The 26,387-nt window shown below is 63.5% G+C and carries 12 protein-coding genes and 1 riboswitch; of the genes, 8 read left to right on the forward strand and 4 right to left on the reverse strand.

All coding sequences use genetic code 11. The features are described from left to right. The 3 genes from ACVOLR_RS06680 to ACVOLR_RS06690 all read left to right on the forward strand — a co-directional run. The coding region (locus ACVOLR_RS06680; RefSeq protein WP_481535749.1) for a DUF7507 domain-containing protein at positions 1 to 5,837 on the forward strand (5,837 nt) is incomplete at its 5' end. A gap of 9 nt (positions 5,838 to 5,846) precedes the next feature. Next, a complete protein-coding gene (locus tag ACVOLR_RS06685) occupies positions 5,847 to 9,536 on the forward strand; it encodes a hypothetical protein (RefSeq protein WP_481535750.1) in 3,690 nt (1,229 codons plus the stop codon). 142 nt (positions 9,537 to 9,678) lie between these two features. Then, the gene (locus ACVOLR_RS06690) at positions 9,679 to 13,119 is read left to right on the forward strand and encodes a hybrid sensor histidine kinase/response regulator (protein ID WP_481535751.1); all 3,441 of its coding nucleotides are present in this window, start codon (positions 9,679 to 9,681) and stop codon (positions 13,117 to 13,119) included. Between the two features lie 201 nt (positions 13,120 to 13,320). Here the strand turns inward: ACVOLR_RS06690 and ACVOLR_RS06695 are convergent, their stop codons facing one another. From ACVOLR_RS06695 to acs, 3 genes are all read right to left on the reverse strand, one after another. Continuing rightward, positions 13,321 to 13,929 (reverse strand): manganese efflux pump MntP, encoded by a 609-nt coding sequence (locus ACVOLR_RS06695; RefSeq protein WP_481535752.1) that lies wholly within the window; start codon positions 13,927 to 13,929, stop codon positions 13,321 to 13,323. 9 nt (positions 13,930 to 13,938) lie between these two features. Further along, positions 13,939 to 14,101: riboswitch (yybP-ykoY riboswitch) on the reverse strand. Positions 14,102 to 14,312: 211 nt separating this feature from the next. After that, positions 14,313 to 14,978, reverse strand: a complete 666-nt coding sequence (locus ACVOLR_RS06700; RefSeq protein ID WP_057629262.1) for a response regulator transcription factor — start codon at positions 14,976 to 14,978, stop codon at positions 14,313 to 14,315. A gap of 129 nt (positions 14,979 to 15,107) precedes the next feature. Then, positions 15,108 to 17,051 carry an acetate--CoA ligase gene (gene acs, locus ACVOLR_RS06705; RefSeq protein ID WP_481535753.1) on the reverse strand — a complete coding sequence of 648 codons (1,944 nt, stop codon included), beginning with the start codon at positions 17,049 to 17,051 and terminating at the stop codon, positions 15,108 to 15,110. 239 nt (positions 17,052 to 17,290) lie between these two features. On the opposite strand from acs, the gene ACVOLR_RS06710 reads away from it, so the two are divergent. The 5 genes from ACVOLR_RS06710 to bla all read left to right on the forward strand — a co-directional run bounded on the left by ACVOLR_RS06710 (position 17,291) and on the right by bla (position 24,892). Next, complete coding sequence (locus ACVOLR_RS06710) at positions 17,291 to 18,724, forward strand: DcaP family trimeric outer membrane transporter (protein ID WP_481535754.1); 1,434 nt, start codon at positions 17,291 to 17,293, stop codon at positions 18,722 to 18,724. 151 nt (positions 18,725 to 18,875) lie between these two features. Further along, a complete protein-coding gene (locus ACVOLR_RS06715) occupies positions 18,876 to 19,193 on the forward strand; it encodes a DUF485 domain-containing protein (protein WP_481535755.1) in 318 nt (105 codons plus the stop codon). Then, on the forward strand, positions 19,190 to 20,911 hold the full coding sequence (locus ACVOLR_RS06720; RefSeq protein ID WP_481535756.1) for a cation acetate symporter: 1,722 nt from the start codon (positions 19,190 to 19,192) through the stop codon (positions 20,909 to 20,911). Before ACVOLR_RS06715 ends, ACVOLR_RS06720 begins: the two co-directional genes overlap by 4 nt. 171 nt (positions 20,912 to 21,082) lie before the next feature. Beyond that, complete coding sequence (locus ACVOLR_RS06725) at positions 21,083 to 23,803, forward strand: TonB-dependent receptor domain-containing protein (protein ID WP_481535757.1); 2,721 nt, start codon at positions 21,083 to 21,085, stop codon at positions 23,801 to 23,803. Between the two features lie 57 nt (positions 23,804 to 23,860). After that, positions 23,861 to 24,892: a class A beta-lactamase gene (gene bla, locus ACVOLR_RS06730; RefSeq protein ID WP_481535758.1), complete on the forward strand. Its 1,032-nt coding sequence runs from the start codon at positions 23,861 to 23,863 to the stop codon at positions 24,890 to 24,892. Positions 24,893 to 24,906: 14 nt separating this feature from the next. Here the strand turns inward: bla and ACVOLR_RS06735 are convergent, their stop codons facing one another. Further along, a complete protein-coding gene (locus ACVOLR_RS06735) occupies positions 24,907 to 25,998 on the reverse strand; it encodes a helix-turn-helix transcriptional regulator (RefSeq protein ID WP_481535759.1) in 1,092 nt (363 codons plus the stop codon). Positions 25,999 to 26,387: the final 389 nt, after the last annotated feature.

Genomic DNA, 26,387 nt, shown 5'->3' on the forward strand with positions numbered 1-26,387 from the left:
ACACCGCCACGGCCACCGCCGTGCCGCCGGGCACGATCACCCCGCCGACCACCACCACGCCGCCGGTGACCACACCGACGGTGCCCACGCCGGTCGCCAGCTTCACGCTGGACAAGGCAGCCAACCTCGCAGACAGCAATGGCAATACGGTGCTGGGTGATGCCGGTGACGTGATCACCTACAGCTTTGCTGTCAGCAACACTGGTACGGTGGACCTGATCAATGTGGTGATCAGTGACACCAAGCTGCCGGGCCTGGTATGCGCCATCGCCAGTCTGCCGGTGGGCGCCAGCAATGTCGCCTGCGCCCCGAGCAACAACACCTACATCATCACCGCTGCCGATGAAGCGGTGGGCAGTGTGGTCAACACCGCCACGGCTACCGCCGTGCCCCCGGGCAAGATCACCCCACCGACGGCGGTATCGCCGCCGGTGACCACACCGACGTTGACCTCGGCGGTCGCCAGCTTCACGCTGGACAAGAAAGCCAGCGTCGCGGACAGCAACGGTAATACGGTGCTGGGTGATGCCGGTGACCTGATCACCTACAGCTTTGCCGTCAGCAACACCGGCACAGTGGCTCTGACCAATGTGGTGGTGAGCGATCTGATGCTGCCGGGCCTGGTGTGCACCATCGCCAGCCTGCCGGTCGGTGCCAGCAATGTTGCCTGCGCTCCGAGCAACAACACCTACACCATTACGGCTGCGGATGAGGCCGCAGGCCGGGTAACCAACATCGCTGCAGCGACGGCGATCCCGCCGGGTAGCATGGTGCCCCCGGCAGTGAACTCGCCGCCGGTGGAAACTCCGACTGCAACCAAACCCGTGGCCAGCTTTACCGTAGCCAAGCGCGCTGCCGTGGCCGACAGCAACGGCAACACGGTGCTGGGTGATGCCGGTGACGTGATCACCTACACCTTTACGGCCAGCAATACCGGTACGGTGGACCTGAGCAATGTGGTGGTACGTGACGTGATGCTGCCGAGCCTGGCATGCACCATCGCCAGCCTCCCGGTCGGCGCAACCAATGTTGCGTGCGTCGCCGGCAACAACACCTATGTGATCACCGCTGCCGACGAAGCTGCCGGCAAGGTGATCAACGTCGCCACGGCCACCGCCGTGCCGCCGGGCACGATCACGCCGCCGACCACCACCACGCCGCCGGTGACCACGCCCACGCCGGCTACGCCAGTGGCCAGCTTCACGCTGGACAAGAAGGCAAGCGTTGCGGACAGCAACGGTAATACGGTGCTGGGTGATGCCGGTGATGTGATTACCTACACCTTTACTGCAAGCAACACCGGAACGGTGGCGCTGAGCAATGTGGTGGTGAGCGATGCGAAGCTGCCGGGCCTGGTGTGCACCATCGCCAGCCTGCCGGTAGGCGCCAGCAATGTCGCCTGCGCCCCGAGCAACAACACCTATACGATCACTGCTGCAGATGAGGCCGCAGGCAAGGTAGTGAACGTTGCCACTGCGACTGCGACGCCGCCTGGAACAATGACGCCTCCAACGGCGACCACCCCGCCGGTGACAACGCCGACGCCCAGTACTCCGCAGGCAGGATTCACCCTGGCCAAGAGCGCGACCGTGGCCGACAGCAATGGCAATACGGTGGTGGGCGATGAAGGTGATGTGATCACTTACACCTTTGCGGTCAGCAACACCGGAACGGTGGCGCTGAGCCAGGTGGTGGTGAGCGACGCGAAACTGCCGGGCCTGGTGTGCACCATCGCCAGCCTGCCGGTAGGCGCCAGCAATGTCGCCTGCGCCCCAAGCAACAACACCTACACCATCACTGCCGCAGACGTGATTGCGGGCAATGTGAGCAATGTCGCGGTTGCCAGCGCCGTGCCGCCGGGCACCATCACCCCGCCGACGACGGTATCGCCGCCGGTGACCACGCCGACGCTGGCTAAGCCGGTCGCCGCTTTCACGCTGGCCAAGCACGCCGTCGTGGCTGATACCAACGGCAATATCGTGCTGGGTGATGCCGGTGACGTGATCACCTACACCTTTGCGGCCAGCAACACCGGTACGGTGGATCTGACCAATGTGGTGGTGAGCGATGCAATGCTGCCGGGCCTGGTGTGCACCATCGCCAGCCTGCCGGTAGGTGCCAGCAATGTCGCCTGCGCTCCGAGCAACAACACCTACACCATCACGGCCGCAGATGAGGCTGCTGGCAAGGTGATCAACACGGCCACGGCTACCGCCGTGCCGCCGGGTACGATCACGCCGCCGACAACCATCACCCCGCCGGTGACCACGCCGACGCCGGCTACGCCGGTGGCAAGCTTCACGCTGGACAAGAAGGCAAATGTGGCCGACAGCAACGGCAATACTGTGCTGGGCGACGCCGGTGACGTGATCACCTATACCTTCATGGTCGGCAATACCGGTACGGTGCCGTTGACCAATGTCGTGGTTCGCGACGCGATGCTGCCGGGCCTGGTGTGCACCATCGCCAGCCTTCCGGTAGGTGCCAACAATGTGGCTTGCTCACCCAGCAACAACACCTATGTGATCACTGCTGCCGATGTGGCCGTGGGCAAGGTGACCAATGTCGCCACGGGCACCGCTGTGCCGCCGGGTACGATGACCCCGCCCACCGCCACGACTCCGCCGGTGGTTACGCCAACGCCGATGAGCCCGATCGCCAGTTTCACGCTTGCCAAGCACGCCAGCGTGGCTGATACCAATGGCAATACGGTGCTCGGCGATGTGGGTGACGTGATCACCTATACCTTCGACGTCAGCAATACCGGTACGGTGGAGTTGCAGAACGTGCGCCTGCGCGACAGCATGCTGCCCGACCTGGTGTGTACCATCGCCAGCTTGCCGGTGGGTGCCCGCAACGTGGCCTGCGTGCCGAGCAACAACACCTACGGCATCACTGCTGCGGATGTGGTTGCTGGCAAGGTAACCAACATCGCGTCTGCGTCCGCCATGCCGCCGGGTGGCATGACGCCGCCGACCGCGAGCTCGCCGCGGGTGGATACGCCCACGTTGCCAAGTCCGGAAGCCAGCTTCACGTTGGCCAAGCACGCCAGCGTGGCTGATACCAATGGCAATACGGTGCTCGGCGATGCGGGTGACGTGATCAGCTATACCTTCGACGTCAGCAACACCGGTTCGGTGCTGCTGAGCAACATCAAGGTGAGCGACAGCAAGCTGCCCGGCCTGGTATGCGTCATTGCCAGTCTGCCGGTGGGTGCTCGCAACGTAGCTTGTGTGCCGAGCAACAACACCTATGTCATCTCGGCTGCGGACGTAGCTGCCGGCAGGGTGATCAACTCGGCCATCGCTACGGCGGTTCCGCCGGGTGCGATCACGCCCCCGACGGCCGTCACTCCGCCGGTAGAAACGCCGACCCCGGTGAGCCCGGTTGCCAGCTTCACGCTGAGCAAGGCCGCTGCCGTGGCTGATACCAACGGCAACACGCTGTTGGGTGACGTGGGCGATGTGATCACCTACACCTTTGCCGTCAGCAACACCGGCACGGTTGCGCTGACCAATGTGGTTGTCAGCGACGCCAAGCTGCCTGCCCTGGTGTGCGTGGTGGCGAGCCTGCCGGTCGGTGCCAGCAATGTTGCGTGTGTACCGCGTAACAACACCTACGTGGTCACGGCTGCCGATGAGGCTTTGGGCAAGGTGATCAACGTGGCGACGGCTTCTGCCGTGCCGCCGGGCGCGATCGTTCCGCCGACGGCAGTATCGCCGCCGGTGGAGACGCCAACCCCGGTTGCACCGGTAACCGGCTTCGAGTTGATCAAACAGGCCAGCGTTGCCGACACCAATGGCGATGGCATCACTGGCGATGTCGGCGACCTGATCACCTATACGTTCCTTGTCAGCAACACCGGCACGGTGGCGTTGAGCAATGTCGTGGTCAGTGATGCCAAGTTGCCGAACCTGGTCTGTGTTGTGCCGCAGCTGCCTGTTGGCAGCGGCAACGTGGCGTGCGTGGCTACCAGCAACACCTATGTCATCACCGAGCAGGATGCCGCTGAACGACAGGTGGTCAACACCGCCACAGCTACTGCAACCCCGCCAGGCAGCATTGCGCCGCCGCAGGCCCAGGCAACGGTGACTACTCCGGTACTTGAAACACCGGCCGGTCAGCTGCGCCTGAGCAAGGTCGCGGGCAAGTCGTCGGTGAATATCGGTGACCTGGTGCGTTACACCATCCGTGCTGACAATACCGGCGAGGTGCCTGTGCGCGCAGCAACACTGGTGGATACGCTGCCGGTCGGGTTCAGCTACGTCGATGGCTCCTTGGTCGTCAATGATGGCGACAACAGCGGCAGCATCGCGGGTATCAGTCCGCTGCGTATCGTTGGCTTGGATATCGCAGCCGGCGGGCATGCCACCGTGAGCTACTTCCTGCGCGTTGGCGCAGGTACGGGCAAGGGTGTGCACACCAACCGCGTCGTGGCATTGGATGTAACGGGCAACACCATCTCCAACCAGGCCTCGGCCGATGTGGAGTTGGCGGGCGACCCACTTCTGGATGACAGCCTGATTCTGGGCACTGTGTTTGACGACCGGAATGCCGATGGCTGGCAGGCGTCGGCAACGGCGCAGGGCGTGCGCATCCAGGGCGGCTTTGCGGCCTCGGCTTATGTCGCCAACTCGACCACGATCGATCGAGGTGCAGGTCCGCAGCCGCTGGCCGATCACAGCTCGCCGATGTTGCACGGTGTCGACGTAGGCAGCATTGAGGGCCGTCAGTCCGAGGCAGACCCGGTGCAGCGCAACCAGGTTGTCATCCGCCAGCGTTTGACCGCTGCGGACTTCACCGATGACCTGGTGCTCACAACCCGCAATGGCACCACGCTGCGGATGCGTGCTGATGGCACCACCACGGTGGAGCGCAGCGGCGATGTGGCTCGTGGGATGAGTGGCGAGGTGCTTGAGGTCGAACGCCGCTATGGCCACGATGCCGAGGGAATGACGGTGGACTACGTCATCCGCAACAGCGGCATCGATGAGCGCGGCATCCCGGGTGTACGCGTGGCATCGGTGGAAGGTTTGCTGATGGAGACCGATTCCTGGGGTCGTTATCACCTTGAAGGGATGGATGGTGGTGCGTGGACACGCGGCCGCAACTTCATTCTGAAGGTGGATCCGGCGACCTTGCCGCAGGGTGCAGAGTTCACCACCGAGAACCCGCGTGTGCGTCGGATCACCCCAGGTGTGCCGGTACGGTTCGACTTTGGTGTGAAGATGCCGGCCGGCGCGATTGGCGGCGGACATCAGCAGACCACGGTCGAGTTGGGCGAAGTGTTGTTTGCGCCACAAAGTGCCGTGATACCGGATGAGCACCGCCCCGCGCTAGAGGCCATTGTTGACAGGGTCCGCAGCTACAACGGCGGTACCTTGACGATCACTGCGCAAGCAGAAGCGGAGGCGCTGGCGTTGGCACGTGGTTACGCAGTGCGTGACCACCTGCAGACCCAGCTCCCCCCGGATCTGCTGGAGCGCACGCAAGTGGATGTGCTGACCCAGGTGGGCGAGCCTCTGCTGCGTTTGGATCGGGCCGAAGTGTTGGGCAGCGTTCTGTTCGATACGGATCGGGCAACGATCAAGCCGCAGTACCGCGACGTGCTGTCAGCCATCGCTGTCTCGCTGCAAACGCGTGGTGGTGGGGTCGTGGCGATCGTTGGTCGCGCGGATGTGCGTGGCGGCAGTGCTTACAACGTGCAGCTCGGCCTGCGCCGCGCCAAGGCGGTGTACCAGCAGATTGCCGCTGAGTTGAGTCCGGACGTACGCAGCAAGGTACGTGTGGAAATTATTGACAACCCCGATGCCGATACCGGCATGGGCAAGCTCTGAGGACCGGCCATGAAGCTGACAATGAAACTTCTGGATCTGGCGATCATCAGCCTGCTCTCGATGACGGCCGCACCGTCGCTGGCACAGCCAGCGACGTCAGCGGACAAGGACGGTGATCGTGATCTGCCGGCGGATTGCAGTGGGGATACCTGCAGCAATGACAAGGGTCTGCTGTTCCGTGTGCATACCCGCGGTGCCGAGCATCCGTTGGGTGCGGACAACGCTACGCCACAACTGAGTGAGAATCGTCGTGTTGACGTGCTGGCTGCGCCGCAGGCGCCTGGCCGCGCCAAGGTCAGTGGGACATTCTCGGTGGACCTGCCCAATGGCGGCGTGGTGTGGGTGACCGAAGATCCGACGTTGGGGCAGGCACTGCTCAACGTGCAGGCGTCACAGACCGTGCCGTTCTCGGAAGGTCGCATCAATACGCCCGTGCAGTTCCAGGCCTACAGCAACTACGCTGCTTTCATGCAGCGTATGGAAGTGCTTGTGTATCGCGGCACCGACAGCGACCGTGTCTCCCCGTTGGCGACCATCCCCGTGGAAGTGGCCAATATGGGCACCGCCAGCTGGGATGGAAGCTTGCCGGCGGACTTGAACCTGCGCGCCGGTGACACCTTGGTCTACATCGCCCGCGCCTATGGCGCCAATGGTGAATTCGACGAGACCAACGCGCAGAGCATTCAGCTGCAGACGCCTGAAGACTATGCGCGCAACCTGCAGGCGACGCGTGAAAGCCAGGAGCGCAGGACTGGCGCCGCGACGTCGTTGGAGCAGGCGCAGACCACACAGCTGCGCGACGCCATCTACGGCAGCAATGCGCTGCGTTTGCAGAACATTCCCATCTACGGCTCGCGGGTGCGCATCCATGGCCGCGACATCCCGGCCAATGCCCAGCTGACGATCAACGGCGAAACGTTCCCCGTGGATATGGAGCGCAAGTTCGTTGCCGAGTTCCTGCAGCCCATTGGGCAGCACGCTTTTGCATTGGGCGTGGCCGCGCCCAATGCGGCGCCGATCCAGCGCACGCTGGACGTGAACGTGACCGGCTCGCACCGCTTCCTCGTTGCGATGGCCGATGTCACGCTGTCGCAGAACAGTGTCGGTAGCAGCGTCACCCCGGGCGCGGAGGATGGCAGCGACAAGGATGGCTTCATCAGTGATGGCCGTCTGGCGTTCTATCTGAAGCAGAAGTTCAAGGGCAAGTACCTGCTGACCGCGCAGGCAGATACCCGCGACCGCGAAATCAAGCATCTGTTCAACGGCTTCCTTGATGCTGACCCGCAGGACGTGTTCCGGCGCCTCGATCCGGACATGTACTACCCGACCTATGGCGATGATTCAAACACGGTGCGCGATGTCGACACCCAGGGCCGGTTGTATGTGCGTGCGGATTGGGATCAGAACCAGGCGCTGTGGGGTAACTTCTCGACCGGCTTCAACGGCACCGAGTACGGCCAATACAACCGTTCGTTGTATGGCGCAGCACTGAGCTGGCGTGCTCGGGGCGCGACGCAGCTGGGCGACGCCGCCAGCACGCTGAAACTGTTCGCTTCGCAGGCGCAGTCGGCGGCCGGTCACAGTGAATTCCTGGGCACCGGCGGCAGCCTGTACTACCTGCGGCAGACGGACATTCTGCCGGGTTCGGATTACGTCACCTTGGATGTGCGTGACCCGAAGACTGGCCGCACCTTGGCCAGCTCGCAGCTCCAGCGTGGCGCTGACTACGAGATCGACGAGCTGCAGGGGCGCATCATCCTCACCCGGCCGCTGGCGCAGATCACCCGCGAAAACCTGCCCTCGATCACCCGCGACACGCCGCTCGATGGCTATGAGCAGCTGCTGAAGGTGGACTACGAGTACATCCCAACCGGGTTCGATACGGACGACACCAGCATCGGCCTGCGTGGCAAGCATTGGTTCGGCAACCATGTCGCGGTAGGCGGCACCTATGTTGACGAGGCACGTGAAGGCGACGACTACACGCTGACCGGCGTGGATGTGACGGTACAGGTTGGGCGTGGCACCTACGTGAAGTTCGAACAGTCCCATAGTGAATCCGTGGCTGCTCCGATCTTCTATTCGGACAACGGTGGCTTCAGCTTCATCGAGAAGGGCCCATTGAGCAGCGCTCGCAGCGGTGACGCGCGTGCGGTCGAGGCACGTGCCAATTTCCAGGAGCTGGGCTGGACCAAGAACGATTGGAACGTGGGCGGTTGGTGGCGTGATGTGGAGCCGGGCTTCTCAATCACCCATTCCACCACCGCCGGTGCCGCCATCCGCGAGTACGGTGCCGAATTCCAGGGTTATCTGAGCCAGAACTTCAGCCTATATGGGCAGTACAGCCATGCTGACCGCGACGGTGCGGTGCTCGAGCAGCAGCAGTTGACAGCCGATTGGCGCCCGGATGACCGCAATCAATGGACTGCGGAGCTGCTGCGCAAAAGTGAGCAGCGTGGCTCGGAGACGGTGGAGCCGATGCTCGCCGCGCTGAGTTACACGCGCAAGCTGACCAGCCTGTTGGAGGTCTACGGCATCGCCCAGTACACGGTGGATGATGACCACGGTCGTTATGCAGACAATGATCTTTACACTGTTGGCAGCAAGTACCAGTTCGGCAACCGCTCCAGCGTGGGCGCTGCGTACAGTGATGGAAGCCGTGGTCATGCCACCGAGGTCAGTGCCGAATATTGGCTCGGCGACGACCACAGCATCTATGGCAACTACCGCTACAGCACTGACAGCACGGAAGCCGATCCGCTGTTCAACAACAAGCAGGCGGCGGGATGGACCGTAGGCCAGCGTTGGCGCCTGTCCAACCAGGTCAATGTCTACAACGAAAGCCAGTACCTGAAAGATCCTGGTTACGACGCTGCAGGACTGGCGCATACCTTCGGGATGGATTTCTATCCGGGCGAAGGCTGGCGGCTTGGTTTCACGCTGCAGGAAGGTGAGCTGGATACCAGCAATGGTGGCGTTACCCGCCATGCCTATAGCGTCAACGGCGGCCGTACCGATGAGCGTACCGACTGGTCGAGCAAGCTCGAGTATCGGCGTGACACCGGTGCCGAGGCACGCGAACAGTGGGTGACCACCAATCGTCTGTTCTACAAGGTCAACGAAGATTGGCGTCTGGCCTTGCGTGGCAACTATTCCGACACTTCCGACAGCCTGAATGCGCAGGACGGTGCCCGCTTGGCCGAGGTCAATGCCGGCTTTGCTTACCGCCCGCACGACAGCTCCCGCTGGGCCGCGTTTGGTAAGTACACCTACCTGTATGACCTGGCATCACCTGGACAGGTTGGTGGGGCCTCCGATGACCAACGCTCGCATGTATTGTCGATGGAAGGCATCTGGCAAATGTCTCCACGGTGGGAGATGGCCGGAAAGCTCGCCTCGCGTCGCGGCGACTACCGCATGGGACGTGGCGAAGGGGCCTGGCTGGACAGTCGTGCCGACTTCGCCGCCACGCAGCTGCGCTACCACTTGATCGCGAAGTGGGACGGACTGGCCGAGTACCGTGTGCTCGACGTCAAGCAGGGTGGTCGCAAGCAGGGCTGGTTGGTAGGTGTGGATCGCCAGGTCGGGCGCAACTTCAAGCTTGGCGTCGGCTATAACTTCACCAACTTCAGCGACGACTTGACCCACCTCAGGCTTGATAACAAGGGTTGGTTCATCAACATGACCGGCTATTACTAAGCAATACGCCGGTGATTGATCCGAGCGCCCCGGTCATGCCGGGGCGTTTTTTTGTGCCGCCGCCGAGCTGACACTGCAGGTCCATGCGTGAGCATGGAGGGAATGGCTACACTGGCCCGGCTAAGTCGCACGGGAACTACCCTTGGTCTCCAGCTGGATCCTGCTCCTGGTCTCACTCTGCTATGCCGCGCTGCTGTTCGGTGTGGCCTGGTGGGGTGATCGTCGCCCGCTGTATCCGGACCGCCCGTGGCTGCGGCCGGTGGTCTACAGCTTGGCATTGGCGGTCTATTGCTCGTCCTGGACCTTCTACGGTGCGGTCGGCTCGGCGGTGCGCTACGGCATCGGCTACCTGCCTATTTATCTTGGCCCGCTGCTGATGCTGATGTTCGGCTGGCGGATCATCGAGCGGCTGGCGTTGATCGCCCGCAGCGAGAACGTGGTCTCCATCGCTGACTTCATTTCCTCGCGCTTTGGCCGCTCGCGGCGCTTGGCGGCGCTGGTCGCATTGATCGCCCTGATCGGCGTGGTGCCGTACCTGGCGCTGCAGTACAAGGCTGTGGCGATGAGCCTGCAGGTGCTCACTGGCGACGCTGCCGGCAAGGGCTTCCTGACCGATCCGGCGCTGTACGTGGCGCTGCTGATGGCCTTGTTCGCCATTTTGTTCGGCACCCGACAGGTCGACGCCACCGAACACCACTACGGCATGATGCTGGCCATCGCCGTCGAATCACTGATCAAGCTGCTGGCCATGGTCGCCATTGGCGTGTTCGCCTACGTGTGGCTGACCGACCGCGGCGAGTCGGTGGTGCAGTCGGCGCGTACCTTGTTTGAAGGCATGCCGCCGGTGGGTTTCGTCTCGCAGACGCTGCTGAGCTTTCTTGCCCTGATCTGCCTGCCACGGCAGTTCCATGTGGCGGTGGTTGAATGCGGCAATGCCGCCGATGTGCGCAGCGCACGCTGGATGTTCGGCGGCTATCTGGTGCTGATCTCGCTGATGATCGTGCCGATCGCTACTGCCGGCGCGGCGATGTTCGGCACAGGCTTGGCCTCGGACGACACCTTGGTATTGGCCTTGCCGATGTTTGCGGGCAATACCACGCTGGCCTTGATCGCCTATATCGGCGGCTTCTCCGCGGCTACCGGCATGGTCATCGTGTCCTCGATCGCGCTGGCGACGATGATCAGCAACGATCTGGTGATGCCGCTGTTGCTGCGTCGCAGTGGCGACCACCGCGAGGCCGCCAATGTGGCTTCGCGCGTGCTGTGGATACGGCGCATGGCGATCGTGCTGCTGGCCTTGGTCGCGTATGGCTATTACCGCGGCAGCAACGACGACACCATGCTGGCCGCTTACGGCTTGATGGCCTTCGCGGCGGTGGCGCAGTTCGCGCCCGGTCTGCTCGGTGGCCTGTACTGGCGCGGTGCCAGCCGCCGCGGCGTGGAAACCGGCATGCTGGCCGGCTTTGTGGTCTGGGCCTACACCTTGCTGGTGCCGGCGCTGAGCCATGGTGGCTGGCTGGATGCGAGCCTGCTGACGGAAGGACCGTTCGGCATCGGCTGGCTGCGACCGCAGCAGTTGTTTGGCCTGACCGGTTGGGATCCGTTGACCCACGGCACCTTCTGGTCGCTGCTGATCAACACCGTGACCATGCTGCTGGTGTCGATGCGCTGGCGTCCTGACGTCGCTGAGCGTCTGCGTGCGGCACCGTTCCTGGATCCTTACGCCAAGCGTCCAGTGGTGGCCGGTGACTGGCCGGCGCACGTCAAGGTACGTGATCTGCTGGCCTTGGCCACCCGTGTCATCGGCGACAACCGCGCGCGACGCTCATTTGGCGAACAGGCGCAGTTGCTGGAGCGCGAGTTCCAGCCCGCCGCTGCCGCTGACCGCGTCTGGGTGCAGTTCACCGAACGCCTGCTCGCCGCATCCATCGGTGCGGCCTCCGCGCGTCTGCTGCTGACCAGCCTGCTGCGCGGCTCGGGTATGGACCTGGGCGAGGTTGTGGCGGTGCTGGACGAAGCGGGGCAGGAGCTGCGCTTCAATCGCGAGATTCTGTCCACCACATTGGAAAACATCAGCGCCGGGGTCAGTGTGGTCGATCCGGAAATGCGGCTGACTGCATGGAATCGTCGCTACCAGCAGATGTTCGGTTACCCCGACGGCATGCTTTACGTGGGCCGCCCGGTTGCCGATCTGATCCGCTACAACGCCGAGCGCGGAGAGCTGGGTTCGGGTGATACCGAAGTGCAGATCAATCGCCGCATCGGCTATATGCGCGCCGGTTCACCGCATGTGTTCGAACGTACCGGTGCCGATGGCAAGGTGATCGAGCTGCGTGGCCAGGCTTTGCCCGGTGGCGGCTATGTCACCAGCTACAACGACATCACCGACTTCAAGAATGCCGAGCAGGCACTGCTGGAAGCCAACGAGACACTGGAGCAGCGTGTAACCGAGCGTTCGCAGGCGGCTGAAGCTGCACAGCAATCAAAGACGCGCTTCCTGGCCGCGATCAGTCATGACGTGTTGCAGCCTTTGAATGCAGCGCGCCTGTTTGCATCCGCACTGCGCGACAGCCTGCATGAGACTGACGAGCAGCGGCATCTGGCCGAGCGTGTCGATGCTTCCCTGCGTGCTGCCGAAGAGTTGCTTGATGGCCTCCTGGACGTATCGCGATTGGATGCAGGTGGCCTACGCCCGACCATCAGCGAGTTCGATGCCAGCGTGCTGGTGCGCGAGCTTGCGGCACAGTACACGCCGGTAGCGGCAGGACGCGGTCTGCGCCTGCATGTGTTTGCACGTACCGCGTGGGTGCGCAGTGATCGCCGCCTGTTGCGCCGCGTGCTGCAGAACTTCATGGCCAATGCGTTGCGTTACACACGTAGCGGTCGCATCGTGTTGGCGCTGCGCGTGCGTGGTGACCAGGTTGAGTTGCAGGTGTGGGATACCGGCCCCGGCATCCCCGAGCACCATATGCAGCAGATCTTCAACGAGTTCCACCGCTACCAGCAGCCGTTCGACTGGGGCGAGCAGGGCCTGGGCCTGGGCTTGTCGATCTGCCAACGCATCTCGCGTCTGCTCGATCACGGCTTGAATGCGCGCAGCCAACCCGGCCACGGCAGCATGTTCTCGATCAGCTTGCCGCGGGTTGAAACACCGGCAGTGCCGGTGCCGTTGCCGCGTCAGCAGACCGCCTTCGGTGGTGATGATTCACTGGCGGGCATGCGTGTGCTGTGCGTGGACAACGATCAGGAAATCCTCGACGGCATGCGCGCCTTGCTGGGTCGCTGGAAGGTGGAAGTAATCGCTGCCAGCACGGTGGACATGGCCTTGGAGAAGCTGAGCGAGCAGCCTGATGTGATGCTGGTGGATTACCACCTGCATGACAGGCTCGATGGATTGGATACCCTGCTCGCGCTGCGCGAAGCCGCGGGTCGGCCCTTGCCTGGTGCCTTGCTGACTGCTGACGGCCGCGATGAGCTGAAGCGCATGGCCCGCGAACGCGGCTACCGCGTGCTGACCAAGCCGGTGAAACCGGCGTCGCTACGTGCCTTCCTGACCGCACTGAACGACCCGCGCAGGCGCTAGCTGCCAGCACTGTAGTGCCGAGCCATGCTCGGCAAGGGGCTTTACCGGCCAAGGTCAAAAGCTACCCTCACCCCAACCCCTCTCCCGTAAACGGGAGAGGGGCTATATCTGTAGTGCCGAGCCATGCTCGGCAGGGGCCTTACCGGTAATGCCCCAGCGGACCATGGGTCCGCTCTACAGATGGGGCGCCAGCTTCGCGGCTTACGCCGCTCCTACAACAGCGCTTGCCGCACTCAGATGCTCATACAAGATCGCGCAACCGATGATGATCAGGATCGCACCGCCGACGATCTCCGCACGCTTGCCAACCACCGCACCCAGGGCGCGGCCGAGCATGATGCCGATGGTCACCATGATCATCGTGCACAGGCCGATCACCAGCGCCACCACACCGATATGCACATCAAGGAAGGCCAGGCCGACGCCGATCGCCATCGCATCGATGCTGGTCGCAAAACCCGTTGCAGCCAAGGTCCAGAAACTTTTGTGCTGCTCGCCGGCTTCGTTGTCATCACCGTCGCCTTCGGTTTCATCATCAGGCTTCAAGCCAGCAATGATCATGTGCGCACCCAGCAGGCCAAGCAGACCGAACGCAATCCAATGATCGAAGGCCTGCACATACTGCGAAGCAGCGCGACCCAGCAGCCAGCCGATGATCGGGGTGATGGCTTCGATCACGCCGAAGATCAAGCCCGCACGTAGAGCGTCGAGCAGGCGAGGTTTGCGCATGGCAGCGCCCTTGCCGACCGCCGCAGCGAAGGCGTCGGTGGACATGGCGAAGCCAATCAGAAGAATGGAGATGGGGGACATCAGGATTACCGGGTCGGGCGGACACAAACGGCATGCGTCGCGCCCAACCGTAGTTGCGCACGCATGCCGCTGGTCTCGCCAACCGGGTCTGGCTGCCCACACCACGGCGCAACGGCCGAGTATGTTGATGTGGGCGCTTCCAATGCTGGAAGCAGGCTACTCCCCAAGGGAGCGCGGATTGTAGCAGCTGGACAGCACAGCCGTTTGTGGGTCGCTTGTAGGAGCGGCGTTAGCCGCGAAACCGGTGGATACCGGCTGCCGGAGACAACGCCATTCAGAAACCCAGCTGTTCGCGACTGTTCGGAATCGCCGCTATCTGATGGCTCGGTGGCTTCGCGGCTTACGCCGCTCCCACAAACAAAGGCCGGCTTTACCGCTACCGCTCAGTCTTCTTCCGGCGGCAGCACGATGGCGTCGTCGTCGATGGCCAGTTTGCCGGCCATCAGCACCGCCTGGGTGCGGTTGGTGACGCCGAGTTTGCGCAGGATGGCGGTGACGTGCGCCTTGATGGTGGCCTCGGAAACACCCAGGTCATAGGCGATCTGCTTGTTCAGCCGGCCGACGCCGAGCATCTGCAACACGCGGAACTGCTGCGGGGTCAGCTCGCGCAGGCGTTGGCCGACTTCGCGTTCTTCATTCGGGGTCGGCGGCACGTTGTGCGCCTCGGCCGGGGCCCAGCGCTCGCCATCGAGGATGGTGCCCAGCGCATGGCCGATGGTGTCCGAATCGGCGGATTTGGGAATGAAGCCGAATGCGCCATGGTCCAGGGCGCGCCGCATCACCGTGGCTTCCTCGCGTGCGGATACGACTACGATGGGCAGCTGCGGGTGCAGCGAACGCAGGTGCACCAGCGCGTTGAAGCCTTGCGCGCCGGGCATGTTGAGGTCCATCAGCACCAGGTCGGCATCGGGGTGTTGTTCGGCCAGTGCGTACAGTGCTTCGACGCTGTCGGCCTCCATCAGCTGCACGCCGGGTATGACACGTTGCACCGCACCCTTCAGGGCTTCGCGGAACAGCGGATGGTCATCGGCAATGAGGAGGGTAGGCATATGCGATCCAATGCTGAAGTAAGGGGCGTGACGCCCTTCCGGTGAAACAGGATACTGGTACAGATGCCGATCCACGCCCTCCACATGGACCAACAGCCGGGGCACCGTGGTGCCCCGGGCTTGTAACGCTTAGCGAACCTTGCGCTCTTCCACCAGCGATGCGACCACCGACGGATCAGCCAGCGTGGAGGTGTCACCGAGCTGGTCCGGGGCGTTCTCGGCGATCTTGCGCAGGATGCGGCGCATGATCTTGCCCGAGCGGGTCTTGGGCAGGCCCGGCGCCCACTGCAGGTGATCCGGTGCGGCGATCGGGCCGATTTCCTTGCGCACCCAGGTAATCAGTTCCTTGAGCAGCTCGTCGGTCTGCGCTTCGCCGGCAATCAGGGTGACGTAGGCATAGATGCCCTGGCCCTTGATCTCATGCGGGAAGCCGACCACGGCCGCTTCGGCCACCTTCGGGTGCGAGACCAGTGCGCTTTCCACCTCGGCCGTGCCGATGCGGTGACCGGATACGTTCATCACGTCATCGACGCGACCGGTGATCCAGTAATAGCCGTCTTCATCGCGACGGCAGCCGTCACCGGTGAAGTAGCTGCCCGGGTAGGTGCGGAAATAGGTGTCGATGAAACGCTGGTGGTCACCGTAGACGGTGCGCATCTGGCCCGGCCAGGAATCACGGATGATCAGGTTGCCTTCGGTGGCGCCTTCCAGCGGCTCGCCGTCGGCACTGACCAGCGCCGGCTGTACGCCGAAGAACGGCAGCGTTGCCGAGCCCGGCTTCAGGTCGGTTGCGCCCGGCAGCGGCGAAATCAGGATGCCGCCGGTTTCGGTCTGCCACCAGGTATCCACGATCGGGCAGCGGGCATCGCCGACCACGTCGTAATACCAGCGCCAGGCTTCCGGATTGATCGGCTCGCCAACACTGCCGAGCAGGCGCAGGCTCTTGCGCGAGGTGCGCTTGACCGGCTCCTCGCCGTCGCGCATCAGCGCACGGATGGCGGTCGGCGCGGTGTAGAAGATGGTGACCTGGTGCTTGTCGATCACTTCCCAGAAACGCGAAGTATTCGGGTAGTTCGGCACGCCTTCGAACATCACCGAGGTGGCGCCGTTGGCCAGCGGGCCGTAGACGATGTAGCTGTGGCCGGTGACCCAGCCGACGTCGGCGGTGCACCAGTAGATGTCGTCTTCGCGCAGGTCGAACACCGCTTCATGGGTGTAGGCCGCGTACAGCAGGTAACCGCCGGTGGTGTGCAGCACGCCCTTGGGCTTGCCGGTGGAGCCGGAGGTATAGAGGATGAACAGCGGATCTTCGGCGTTCATGCGCTCGGGTTCGCACTCGGCCGGCTGGGTGTCCACCACATCGTGGAACCAGCGGTCGCGCGGCGCCTGCATGTCGACCGCACCACCGGTGTGGCGCACGACCAGCACGGTTTCCACGGTATTGGTGCCGGGCAGCTTCAGTGCGGCATCGACATTGGCCTTCAGCGGCACCTTCTTGCCACCACGCAGGCCTTCGTCGGCGGTGATGATCAGCTTGCTGGCGCAGTCGCCAACGCGGTCGGCAATCGAGTTGGCGGCGAAGCCACCAAACACCACCGAATGGATGGCACCGACGCGGGCGCAGGCCAGCATCGCCACCGCAGCGTCGACGATCATCGGCAGGTAGATGGTGACGCGGTCGCCTTTCTTGATGCCGAGGTTGCGCAGCGCATTGCCCAGGCGGCAGACGCGCTGGTGCAGCTCGCGGTAGGTAACCTTCTGCGCCGGGCTGTCAGGGCCATCGGCCTCGAACAGGATGGCGGCTTTGTCGCCGCGCGTGGCCAGCTGCCGGTCGAGGCAGTTGACGCTGACATTGAGTTCGCCGTCTTCGAACCATTTGATGCGGAAATCGTCGAGCTGGTAGCTGACGTTCTTGATCTTGGTCGGCTTCTTGTACCAGTCCAGGCGTTCTGCAGCCTTGGCCCAGAACGCATCGGGGTTTTCGACCGATTCGCGGTACAGCTGTTGGTACGTGTTCTTGTCGATCCGTGCCTTCTCGGCGAACGCGGAATCAACGGGATATACATCAGTCATGGCAACCCTCACCTTTGCACTTGTAACCAATGAATGAGCCCTGTCGTGGGACAGGGCCGGGACACCCCAAGTGTGCCGCATCCACCCCACCTCGCGCTGCATCTTCTGTTAGACGATGGTCGAACAGACGCCTGCTTACGACTAATGGCGAATAGCGGCCCGACACCATCGCCGCGCACGCTGGCTGCGACCGTGCAACCGGCGCGGACCGTTCGCCAGCCTGGAGAGAGGCAGTCCCAATGAATCGAAACATGTTGAAAACGGCCCGCCGGCCACTCGCCGCTGCCCTGTTCGTTGCGCTGGTTGCGCCGGGCATGGCCTTCGCCGAGACCGCAAAAGAGAAGGCACTGGAGGCGCGCGTCGCTGATCTTGAGCGCCAGGTGCAGCTGCTGCTGTCCACCCAGCAGCAACAGCAGGGCGCCATCGCCCAGACCCAGAGCGAAGTAGTGCAGGTGCGCAGCGCACAGGCCGAGCGCGTCGCCGCGCCCGCGGTGCCGGCCGGCAAGCAGCCGATTCAGCTGACCAGCATCACCCCGGGCGCCGCGCCGGGCACCACCTTCAAAGTGGGTGGCTTCATCAAGGCCGATTTCCTCGCCACCCGTACCGGCGACGGCCAGCTGGCCGACGACGCTACCGGCCGCGCCTTGTATCTTCCGGGCCAGACCCCGGTGCATGGCGCCGGTGGTTCGGGCAAGGCTTCGGACGTGGATTACAACGCACACGCCAAGTTCTCGCGCTTCAACCTCGGCGTGGATCATGTGGCCGAGAACGGCGACAAGGCCGGTGCGATGGTCGAGATGGATTTCTTCGGCAACTCGCTGGGCAACCAGACCGCGACCAACACCTACGGCGTCACCCTGCGTCACGCCTACATGTACTGGAACAAGTGGTTGGCCGGCCAGACCTGGTCCAACTTCATGGACGCAGCCTCGATCCCGGAAGCAGCTGACTTCGTCGGCCCCACCGATGGCGTGATCTTCGTGCGCCAGGCGCAGATCCGTTACACCAATGGCGGCTTGAGTGTTGCCTTGGAAAACCCGGAAACCACCACGCTTACCGGCGCCTACAACCCGGTCACCGGCAAGTGGAACGTGCCGGCGGTTGCCAACTCCGACCGTGGTTCGATGCCCGACCTGACCGTGCGTTACGGTTGGAAGGGTGACTGGGGTACCTTCGGCGTGGCCGGTCTGGTGCGTCAGCTCAAGCTCGACAACCAGACCACCGGTGCCGATGCCAGCAAGGTCGGCGGTGGCGTCACCCTCGGCGGCAAGTGGCTGATGGGCGATGCCGATACCCTGCATTACCAGCTGACCGGCGGCGAAGGCATTTCCCGCTATATCGGCCTGGGCATCACCGCCGACGGCGGCTATGACGCCATCCGCGACGAGATCGACGCGACCGGTGTGATTGCCGGCTATGTCGGCTGGCGCCATGCCTTCACCCCGAAGCTGCGCACCAACCTGATCTACGCACGCAGCGATTACGACAACAACGCCTCCATCACCGGTGACCTGGTGACCAAGAGCGTGCAGTCGATCCGCGGCAACATCTTCTACACGCCGATGCCCAAGGTCGATGTCGGTGCCGAGTTGATGTACGGCGTGCGCGAGATCGAGAACGGCAAGAAGGGCGATATCAGCCGCGTGCAGTTCACCACCAAGTACAGCTTCTGACCCATCCGGTAGCGGCGCTGCAGTAGCGCCGCTACCGCGTCTGAAAAAGTAGTACGCCCCATCTCCCTACCCCCACGGGGAGCACTCATGTGACCGTCAAGGCATCTCCGCATGCCGTGGCGTTCGTATTCCCAACGCCTGGAGAATTCCGATGAATGCTTCCGTCGATCCCCGTGTAGAGCGGATCGCCTCCAACCCGAAATACCAACGGTTGCGCAGCACGCGCAACAAGCTGGGTTGGTTCCTGACCATCCTGATGCTGCTGGGCTACTACGGCTATATCGGCCTGATCGCCTTCGACAAGGCCTTCTTGGCCACGCCGATCGGCCCCGGCAAGATCACCACCGTCGGCATTCCGATCGCCTTGGGATTGATGGTGTTCACCATCGTCATCACCGGCTTCTACGTGCGCCGTGCCAACAAGGAATTCGACAAGTTGACCGATGAGATCGTGGAGGAAGCACAATGACCCACTCCTTCCTGCGAACCGGCGCCCTGCTCGGTCTGCTGATCGCCAGCGGCGCGGCCATGGCTGCCGGTGGCGACATCGGCCAGACCGTGCGCCAGCCGACCAACTGGACCGCGATCATCATGTTCGCGACCTTCGTGGTGTTCACGCTTGGCATCACCAAGTGGGCCGCTGGTCGCACCAAGTCCGCGTCCGATTTCTACACCGCCGGTGGCGGCATCACTGGTTTCCAGAACGGCCTGGCCATTGCCGGTGACTACATGTCGGCAGCCTCGTTTCTCGGCATCACCGCCGCGGTGATGACCAATGGTTACGACGGCCTGATCTATGCACTGGGCTTCCTGGTCGGTTGGCCGATCCTGACCTTCCTGATGGCAGAACGCCTGCGCAACCTCGGCCGCTTCACCTTTGCCGACGTCGCCGGCTACCGCTTCCAGGCCAAACCCATCCGCATGTTCGCGGCATCGGGCACGCTGGTGGTGGTGCTGTTCTACCTGATCGCACAGATGGTCGGCGCCGGTGCGTTGATCAAGCTGCTGTTCGGCCTGGACTACTGGATCGCAGTGGCGCTGGTCGGCGTGTTGATGATGGTCTACGTGCTGTTCGGCGGCATGACTGCAACCACCTGGGTGCAGATCATCAAGGCCTGCCTGTTGCTGTCCGGCGTGACCTTCATGGCCGTGATGGTGATGTGGCACTTCAACTTCAGTTTCGAGGCGCTGTTCAGCGAGGCGGTGCGGGTCAAGACCCAGATCGCGGCCAACGGCGGCAAGAGTGCGGAGGAAGCGGCCAGTACAGGCTTGGCGATAATGGGGCCTGGTGGCTTCGTCAAGGATCCGATCTCGGCAATCTCGTTCGGTATGGCACTGATGTTCGGTACCGCCGGCCTGCCGCACATCCTGATGCGCTTCTTCACCGTTCCCGATGCAAAGCAGGCACGCAAGTCGGTGCTGTGGGCAACCACCTGGATCGGCTACTTCTACATCCTGATCTTCATCATCGGCTTCGGTGCGATCGCACTGGTACTGACCAATCCGGAGTACGCGGATCCGGTCACCGGCACCATCCAGGGCGGCCCGAACATGGCAGCCGTACTGGTCGGCAAGGCCGTTGGCGGCAACCTGTTCATGGGCTTCATCTCGGCCGTGGCGTTCGCCACCATCCTGGCCGTGGTCGCTGGCCTGACGCTGTCCGGTGCATCGGCGGTGTCGCATGACCTGTATGCCACGGTGTTCAAGAAGGGCAACCCGGAGCCGGGCTCGGAGCTGCGTGTCTCGCGCGTCACCACCTTGGCGTTGGGCGTTATCGCAGTGCTGCTGGGTATCGTGTTCGAGAAGCAGAACGTGGCCTTCATGGTGTCGCTGGCCTTCGCCATCGCCGCTTCGGCCAACTTCCCGGTGCTGATCCTGTCGCTGCTGTGGAAGGACTGCACCACCCGCGGTGCGGTGATCGGTGGTTCGCTGGGTCTGGCTTCGTCGCTGATCCTGACCCTGCTGTCGCCGTCGGTATGGGTGGACACGCTGGGCAATGCGGCCGGCAGTGCGCCGTTCCCGTACACCAGCCCGGCGCTGTTCTCGATGACGATTGCCTTCGTCAGCATCTGGTTCTTCTCGATCACCGACAAGAGCAAGAACGCGCAGGCCGAACGTGCCGCCTACCCGGCACAGGAAGTGCGTGCCGAGACCGGCATTGGTGCGAGCAAGGCTTCGTCGCACTAAGCATTGGTAACGTTTGAAACAACGGCCAGCCTAGTGCTGGCCGTTGTCGTTTGAGCGGTTGGTATCGGGGTTTTCCCTGATGCGGGGCGGGAAGCTGGCTTCCTAAGATGCGGGTGAGGGTCCGCATTGTCAGGTCAGCAGTTCCACTTCCAGCCTTCTGCGAGGAACCGTATGCCGTGCCGTATCGCCAGAACCACGTTGTCCACGGGCATCGCCCTGATCATTGCTGGCAGCCTGCCCAGCGCCTTCGCCCAAGCGGTCGATGCCAAACCTGACCAAGCCACCGACAAGGTGGTGGATATCGGCAGCGTCAACGTCACCGCGTCCGGTTCGCGTATCGACCGGCCGGGCTTCAACGCGCCGACGCCGACGGTGAAGGTGACGCCGGAGGACCTGCAGCTCTCCACCCACACCAATATCGCCGCCGCGCTCAACGACCTGCCGCAGTTCCGTGGCACGGTGTCGCCGCAGACCCATACCACCGGCGTGGATGCGGCGCGGGCGCCGGTTGACCTGCGTGGGCTAGGCGTCAGCCGCACCCTGGTGCTGCTGGATGGGCGGCGCTTCTCCAGCGACAACGATCTGGCCAGCATCCCCTCGATCCTGATCAGCGGCGTGGATGTGGTTACCGGCGGCGCATCGGCCGCCTGGGGCTCGGGCGCGGTTGCTGGTGTGGTCAACGTGCAGCTGGACAGCCAGCTGGTCGGCACCAAGATCGATGTGCAGGGCGGCATGTCCTCGCGCTCGGACAACCAGAAGCAATACGTCTCGGCCGCCACCGGTTTCGAGATCGCGCAGGGCCGCGGCCACATCGTCATCGGTGGCGAGGCGCTGAACAACGACGGCATTCTTCCCAAGTCATCGCGTCCATGGCTGGGCCGCACCGCGCAGCTGTCCAATGGCGACGGCACCTTCACGATGAAAGACGATGTCGGTTACGGCAATGCCGCGATAGGCGGTTTGATCACCACCGGTGTTCTGGCCGGAATGGCCTTCAATCCGGATGGCAGCCTGCGTGCGTTCCCGGGCTATACCGGCGCGTCGCTGATCCAGGGTGGCGAAAGCCCGAGCAATGACGACATCAGCTCGCTGATGACGCCACAGCGCCGTTACAACGTGCTGGGGCGGCTTTCGTGGAACCTCACCGACAACACCAGCCTGACCATGGACGTGCGCCACTCGCGCAGCTGGAACCGCTTCCCGTGGTTCGGCGACCACAACCGTGGCACCGGGCTGAAGATCGGCGTCGACAACGCGTACCTGCCGACTGCCGTGCGCGATGCGCTGGTGGCGGCCGGGGAGACCAGCTTTGGCCTGGGCCGCTTCAACAGCGATTTTGCCTTTCCCGATATCGACTACGACCGCCGCACCACCCAGTTCACCGTGGCGCTGGATGGCGTGGTCGGCGACAACTGGCGCTGGAGTGGCTATTACAGCCACGGCGACAACCAGTCCGATCTGGCCGCGCCGGGTTTCCTGCTGACCAGCAACTACCGTGACGCGGTGGATGCGGTGATCGACCCGGTCAGCGGCAAGCCGGTATGCCGGGTGACCCTGAGCAATCCCAACTCCGGCTGCGTGCCAATCAACCTGATCGGGCATGGCGCACCCTCGGCGGAAGCGGCGGCCTACGTCACCGGCACGCCCAAGCGCATGACCAATACCAAGCTTGATGCGGCCGGGCTGGACCTGCGTGGCGAACCGTTCTCGCTGCCGGCCGGTGAAGTTTCGGTGGCGGTGGGGCTGGAGGCGCGCAAGGAACAGATCGATCAGAAAGTGGGCGCGCAGGACCTGACGAAGTCGTTCAGTACCTGGAGTTCCTCGCCGATGGCGGGCAGCTTCCAGGTGCGCGAGGCCTTCGCCGAAGTTGCAGCACCGCTGCTGCGCGACATGCCGGTGTTGCGTGACCTGCAGGTCAATGCTGCGGCGCGCTTCAGCGACTACAACAGCTCCGGTGCGATCTGGTCGTGGAAGTACGGCATGACCAATGAGTTCTTCGATGGCTTCCGTGGCCGCTTCACCCGTTCGCGCGATATCCGCTCGGCCAACCTGTCGGAGATGTACACCACCAGCACCACCGGCTGGTCGACCATCAGCGATCCACTTACCGGCACCTCGATCAGTGCGCTGGTGATTGGCGGCGGCAATCCGCTGCTGGACCCGGAGAAGGCCGACACTTTCACCGTCGGCTTCACCTGGGCACCGGCCAGCGTGCCGGGGCTGATCATGTCGGTGGATTACTTCGACATCGAGATCAAGGACGTGATCACCCAGGTCTCTGCTCAGGAAACCGTGCTGCGCTGTATCGCCGGCAACCAGGCCATGTGCGGGCGCATCCAGCGGGATGGCACGGGTGAGATCGAGCGGATCAACTCCAACTACGTCAACCTGGCCGAGTACCGCACCAACGGTGTCGATCTCGACCTGCTCTACAACCTGCCGGCGGCCAAATTGTTCCCGGCGATGTCGGGCAACTTCCACACCCGCGTGCTGGCGACCTGGACCGACAACCTCACCACCTACGACGGCAAGAACACCTTCGAGTACGTGACCTCACAGGGCCTGACCGGCGGCTCCGGTGTGCCACGCTGGCGTGCGAACGCGACCTTCGGCTGGCGCGGTGACCGCTACGGTGCGCAGGCGCGCGCACGCTACATTTCCAGTGGCGTCTACAACAACCAGCTGGTGCTGACCAACGGCAACATCCCGTCTTATGTGTACTGGGACCTGGGTGGCAAGGCGCGCTTCGCGCTGGCGGGCGACAACGAGGTCGAGGTCTACGCCGACATCAGCAACCTGTTCGACAAGAAGTCGCCCTTTGGTGCGGTCGGCTCGCCTTACTACGATGTGGTGGGCCGCTACTTCACGCTTGGCGCGCGCATGCGTTTCTAGGGATGATGACTGCCGCCCAGTGATGGGCGGCAGTGTTCCGTTCGCAGAGGACTCCATATGTACCAGCATCACCTCCGTCGCTTCCCGTCGCGTCCACGCCTGCGCGCGCTGTTCGTGGCGCCGCTGTTGGCCTGCATGCTGCTGCCGGCAACGGCCGCCACCAGACCTGCATCCAGCCAGGGCCTGCAGGTCGAGGCACAACGGCTTGCCGCACAGCTGCCTGGCCAGCTGGGTGCGGCCATCTTCCATCTGGAAAGCGGCCGCAGCGTCTATCTCGATGCCGATCGCGCCTTCTCGATGGCCAGCACGATGAAAGTGCCGGTGGCCGTGCACATCCTCAAGCTGGTCGACGAAGGCAAGCTGAGCCTGCAGCAACAGGTGACGCTGAGCGCGGACGATGTCTACCCGGAAATGGGCGGGCCAATGGACCTGCACCTGAGCGCTGGCTCGGCCATCACCGTGCGCGACCTGCTGCATATGATGATCACGGTCAGTGACAACAACGCCACCGACATCCTGATCCGTCTTGGCGGCGGTACCACGGCAGTGAACGCACGCATGCAGGCGTTGGGCATCAGTGGTATGCGCGTGGATCGCTACATCTGGGAACTGCTGGCCAACTATCGTGGCAATGACGCCTCGCAGGCCCAACCAATGGGCCCGGCGGCCTATGCCGAGCTGTCGCGCACTGAACGCAGCGAGGAGCTGCGGCGAGGCCACACCAATGCCTGGAATGAAGATCCGCGCGACACCAGCAGCGCCCGTGCAATGGCGACGTTGTTGCAGAAAGTCTGGCGCGGCCAAGTGCTGCAACCGGCCTCGACCAAGCTGCTGCAGGACATCATGCTCGATACCCGTACCGGTGCAGCACGTCTGCGTGGAATGCTGCCAAAGGAAACCCCGGTCGCGCACAAGACCGGCACGGTCGGTGATGTGATCAACGACGTCGGCGTGATTACATTGCCGGGTGGACGCGGCCACGCCATCGTCACTGTGTTCGTGCAGTCACGTGCCAGCAACGAGGAGCGTGATGCGGCGATCGCGCAGCTGGCGCGCGCTGCACACGATTACTTCCTGTTCGTGCCTTGAGGGATTTCGCCTGCTCAGCCGGTGACGCTGAGCAGGCGCACCAACTGCGCGCGGTGGCCAACGTCGAGCTTGCGGTAGATCGCGCTGATCTGGCTCTCGATGGTTTTACGCGAGCGCCGCAGGTGATTGGCGATCTCCTCATTGCGCATGCCATCGAGTACCAGTTCGGCGACACGGGTTTCGGTCGGCGAGAGCCTGGACCACATCGGCCGGGCGACCACGGGCGCTGCTGCCGCCGATTGCAATGGCGTCAGTCGCAGCAGATACATCGGGTAGAGGCCGTCTGCCTGCAGCCGATTCTGCAGACTGATGTGTAATTGCGTGCCTGGTAGCTGAAGGTCCTCGGTTGGCGCGCCTGCACCAGCTTGTTGAATTGCCCGGGATAGCCAGCCGCGCAGTGCTACTGCGATGGTATCGGGGAAGGCAACATGGCGGCTGCTGTGAGCCAGCAAGTCTGCACACAACTGCTGCGCCGCTGGTGACAGGCTGATCAGGTGCAGCTCATGGTCGAGGATGATGTCGGCCTGGCTTTGCCGATCCAGCAGTGCTTGATAGAGGCTGCGCCTTTCATGCCGCAGTGAACGTACACGCTGCAGGCCAGCTGCCATCAGTTGATGCAGCTCGCCAAGGAACTGCTGGTGGGCAGCGGTGATCTGCTCCTGACCGGCGTGCATGCGGATGCTCAGCACCGCGTCCAGGCCTTCCCCACGCCAGAACGCCATGTGGATGAACTCGTTCCAGCCGGGCGCGGGATTCTGCGCGCGTAGCCGCAGCCGGGCCTGCGCGTCGGTCGAGGCGATCTGCGACAGCGTGTACCAGTCGACGCGTGGATTGCGCTGTAGATACGGTGCGGCAACTTCGAGACTGCGCAACGGACGTGCGCTGCCGGCAGCGCTGGCGCCGAGAAAATGCAAGCTGCGCTGTGGTTGATAGGTGCCGGTGATGTCATACATCAAGGTGCACGAATGGCAGGGCAGGTATTGATTGATCAGGTCTACGCAGGCACGCCACAGGGAATGCAAGTCCAGCGCCTGCAGCAGACCGGTCTTGGCCTGCACAGGGCAGGCGTCGGGGTTCACTGCGATGTCGTGTTCGCGGCCCAGCATGGTGTGGCATGCCCTCGGTGTGGATCGCAGCGCCCATCTACGGCGCGGTGACCGGCTGAACGTGCATGATCTCTTCTAGCACCCACGGCGCGGAGCAGGCAAGCGCAGGGGTGGTTTCCGGATGACGCGTTTTGACCAACTACTCGCAAGGAGCACCGCTCCCCAACCCGCCCGGCCCGAAGGCACAGCCTTCGGTCGTTCATCAGGCCGCGCGCCAGTGGCGCGCAAGCAGGCCTTCTTCACCCCCTTGCCTACGGCAAAGGGAGGGGGCAGAAGCGGCGTGCAAGGGGGGCTTACAGGTCACGCTTTCTGCTCCCTCCCTTGCGCAACGCGCAGGGGAGGGTTGGGGAGGGGGAGAGCTCCACCGCCTTCGTTCCCGACTTTGCGCA

This window comes from Stenotrophomonas sp. STEN030 (assembly GCF_056759995.1).

Bases quoted from the DNA above. Each gene is read 5' to 3' on its own strand.
- ACVOLR_RS06700 (WP_057629262.1), bottom strand. From the start codon at position 14,978: ATGCCTACCCTCCTCATTGCCGATGACCATCCGCTGTTCCGCGAAGCC.
- ACVOLR_RS06725 (WP_481535757.1), top strand. From the start codon at position 21,083: ATGCCGTGCCGTATCGCCAGAACCACGTTGTCCACGGGCATCGCCCTG.
- ACVOLR_RS06715 (WP_481535755.1), top strand. From the start codon at position 18,876: ATGAATGCTTCCGTCGATCCCCGTGTAGAGCGGATCGCCTCCAACCCG.
- ACVOLR_RS06720 (WP_481535756.1), top strand. From the start codon at position 19,190: ATGACCCACTCCTTCCTGCGAACCGGCGCCCTGCTCGGTCTGCTGATC.
- bla (WP_481535758.1), top strand. From the start codon at position 23,861: ATGTACCAGCATCACCTCCGTCGCTTCCCGTCGCGTCCACGCCTGCGC.
- ACVOLR_RS06710 (WP_481535754.1), top strand. From the start codon at position 17,291: ATGAATCGAAACATGTTGAAAACGGCCCGCCGGCCACTCGCCGCTGCC.
- ACVOLR_RS06685 (WP_481535750.1), top strand. From the start codon at position 5,847: ATGAAGCTGACAATGAAACTTCTGGATCTGGCGATCATCAGCCTGCTC.
- ACVOLR_RS06695 (WP_481535752.1), bottom strand. From the start codon at position 13,929: ATGTCCCCCATCTCCATTCTTCTGATTGGCTTCGCCATGTCCACCGAC.
- acs (WP_481535753.1), bottom strand. From the start codon at position 17,051: ATGACTGATGTATATCCCGTTGATTCCGCGTTCGCCGAGAAGGCACGG.
- ACVOLR_RS06735 (WP_481535759.1), bottom strand. From the start codon at position 25,998: ATGCTGGGCCGCGAACACGACATCGCAGTGAACCCCGACGCCTGCCCT.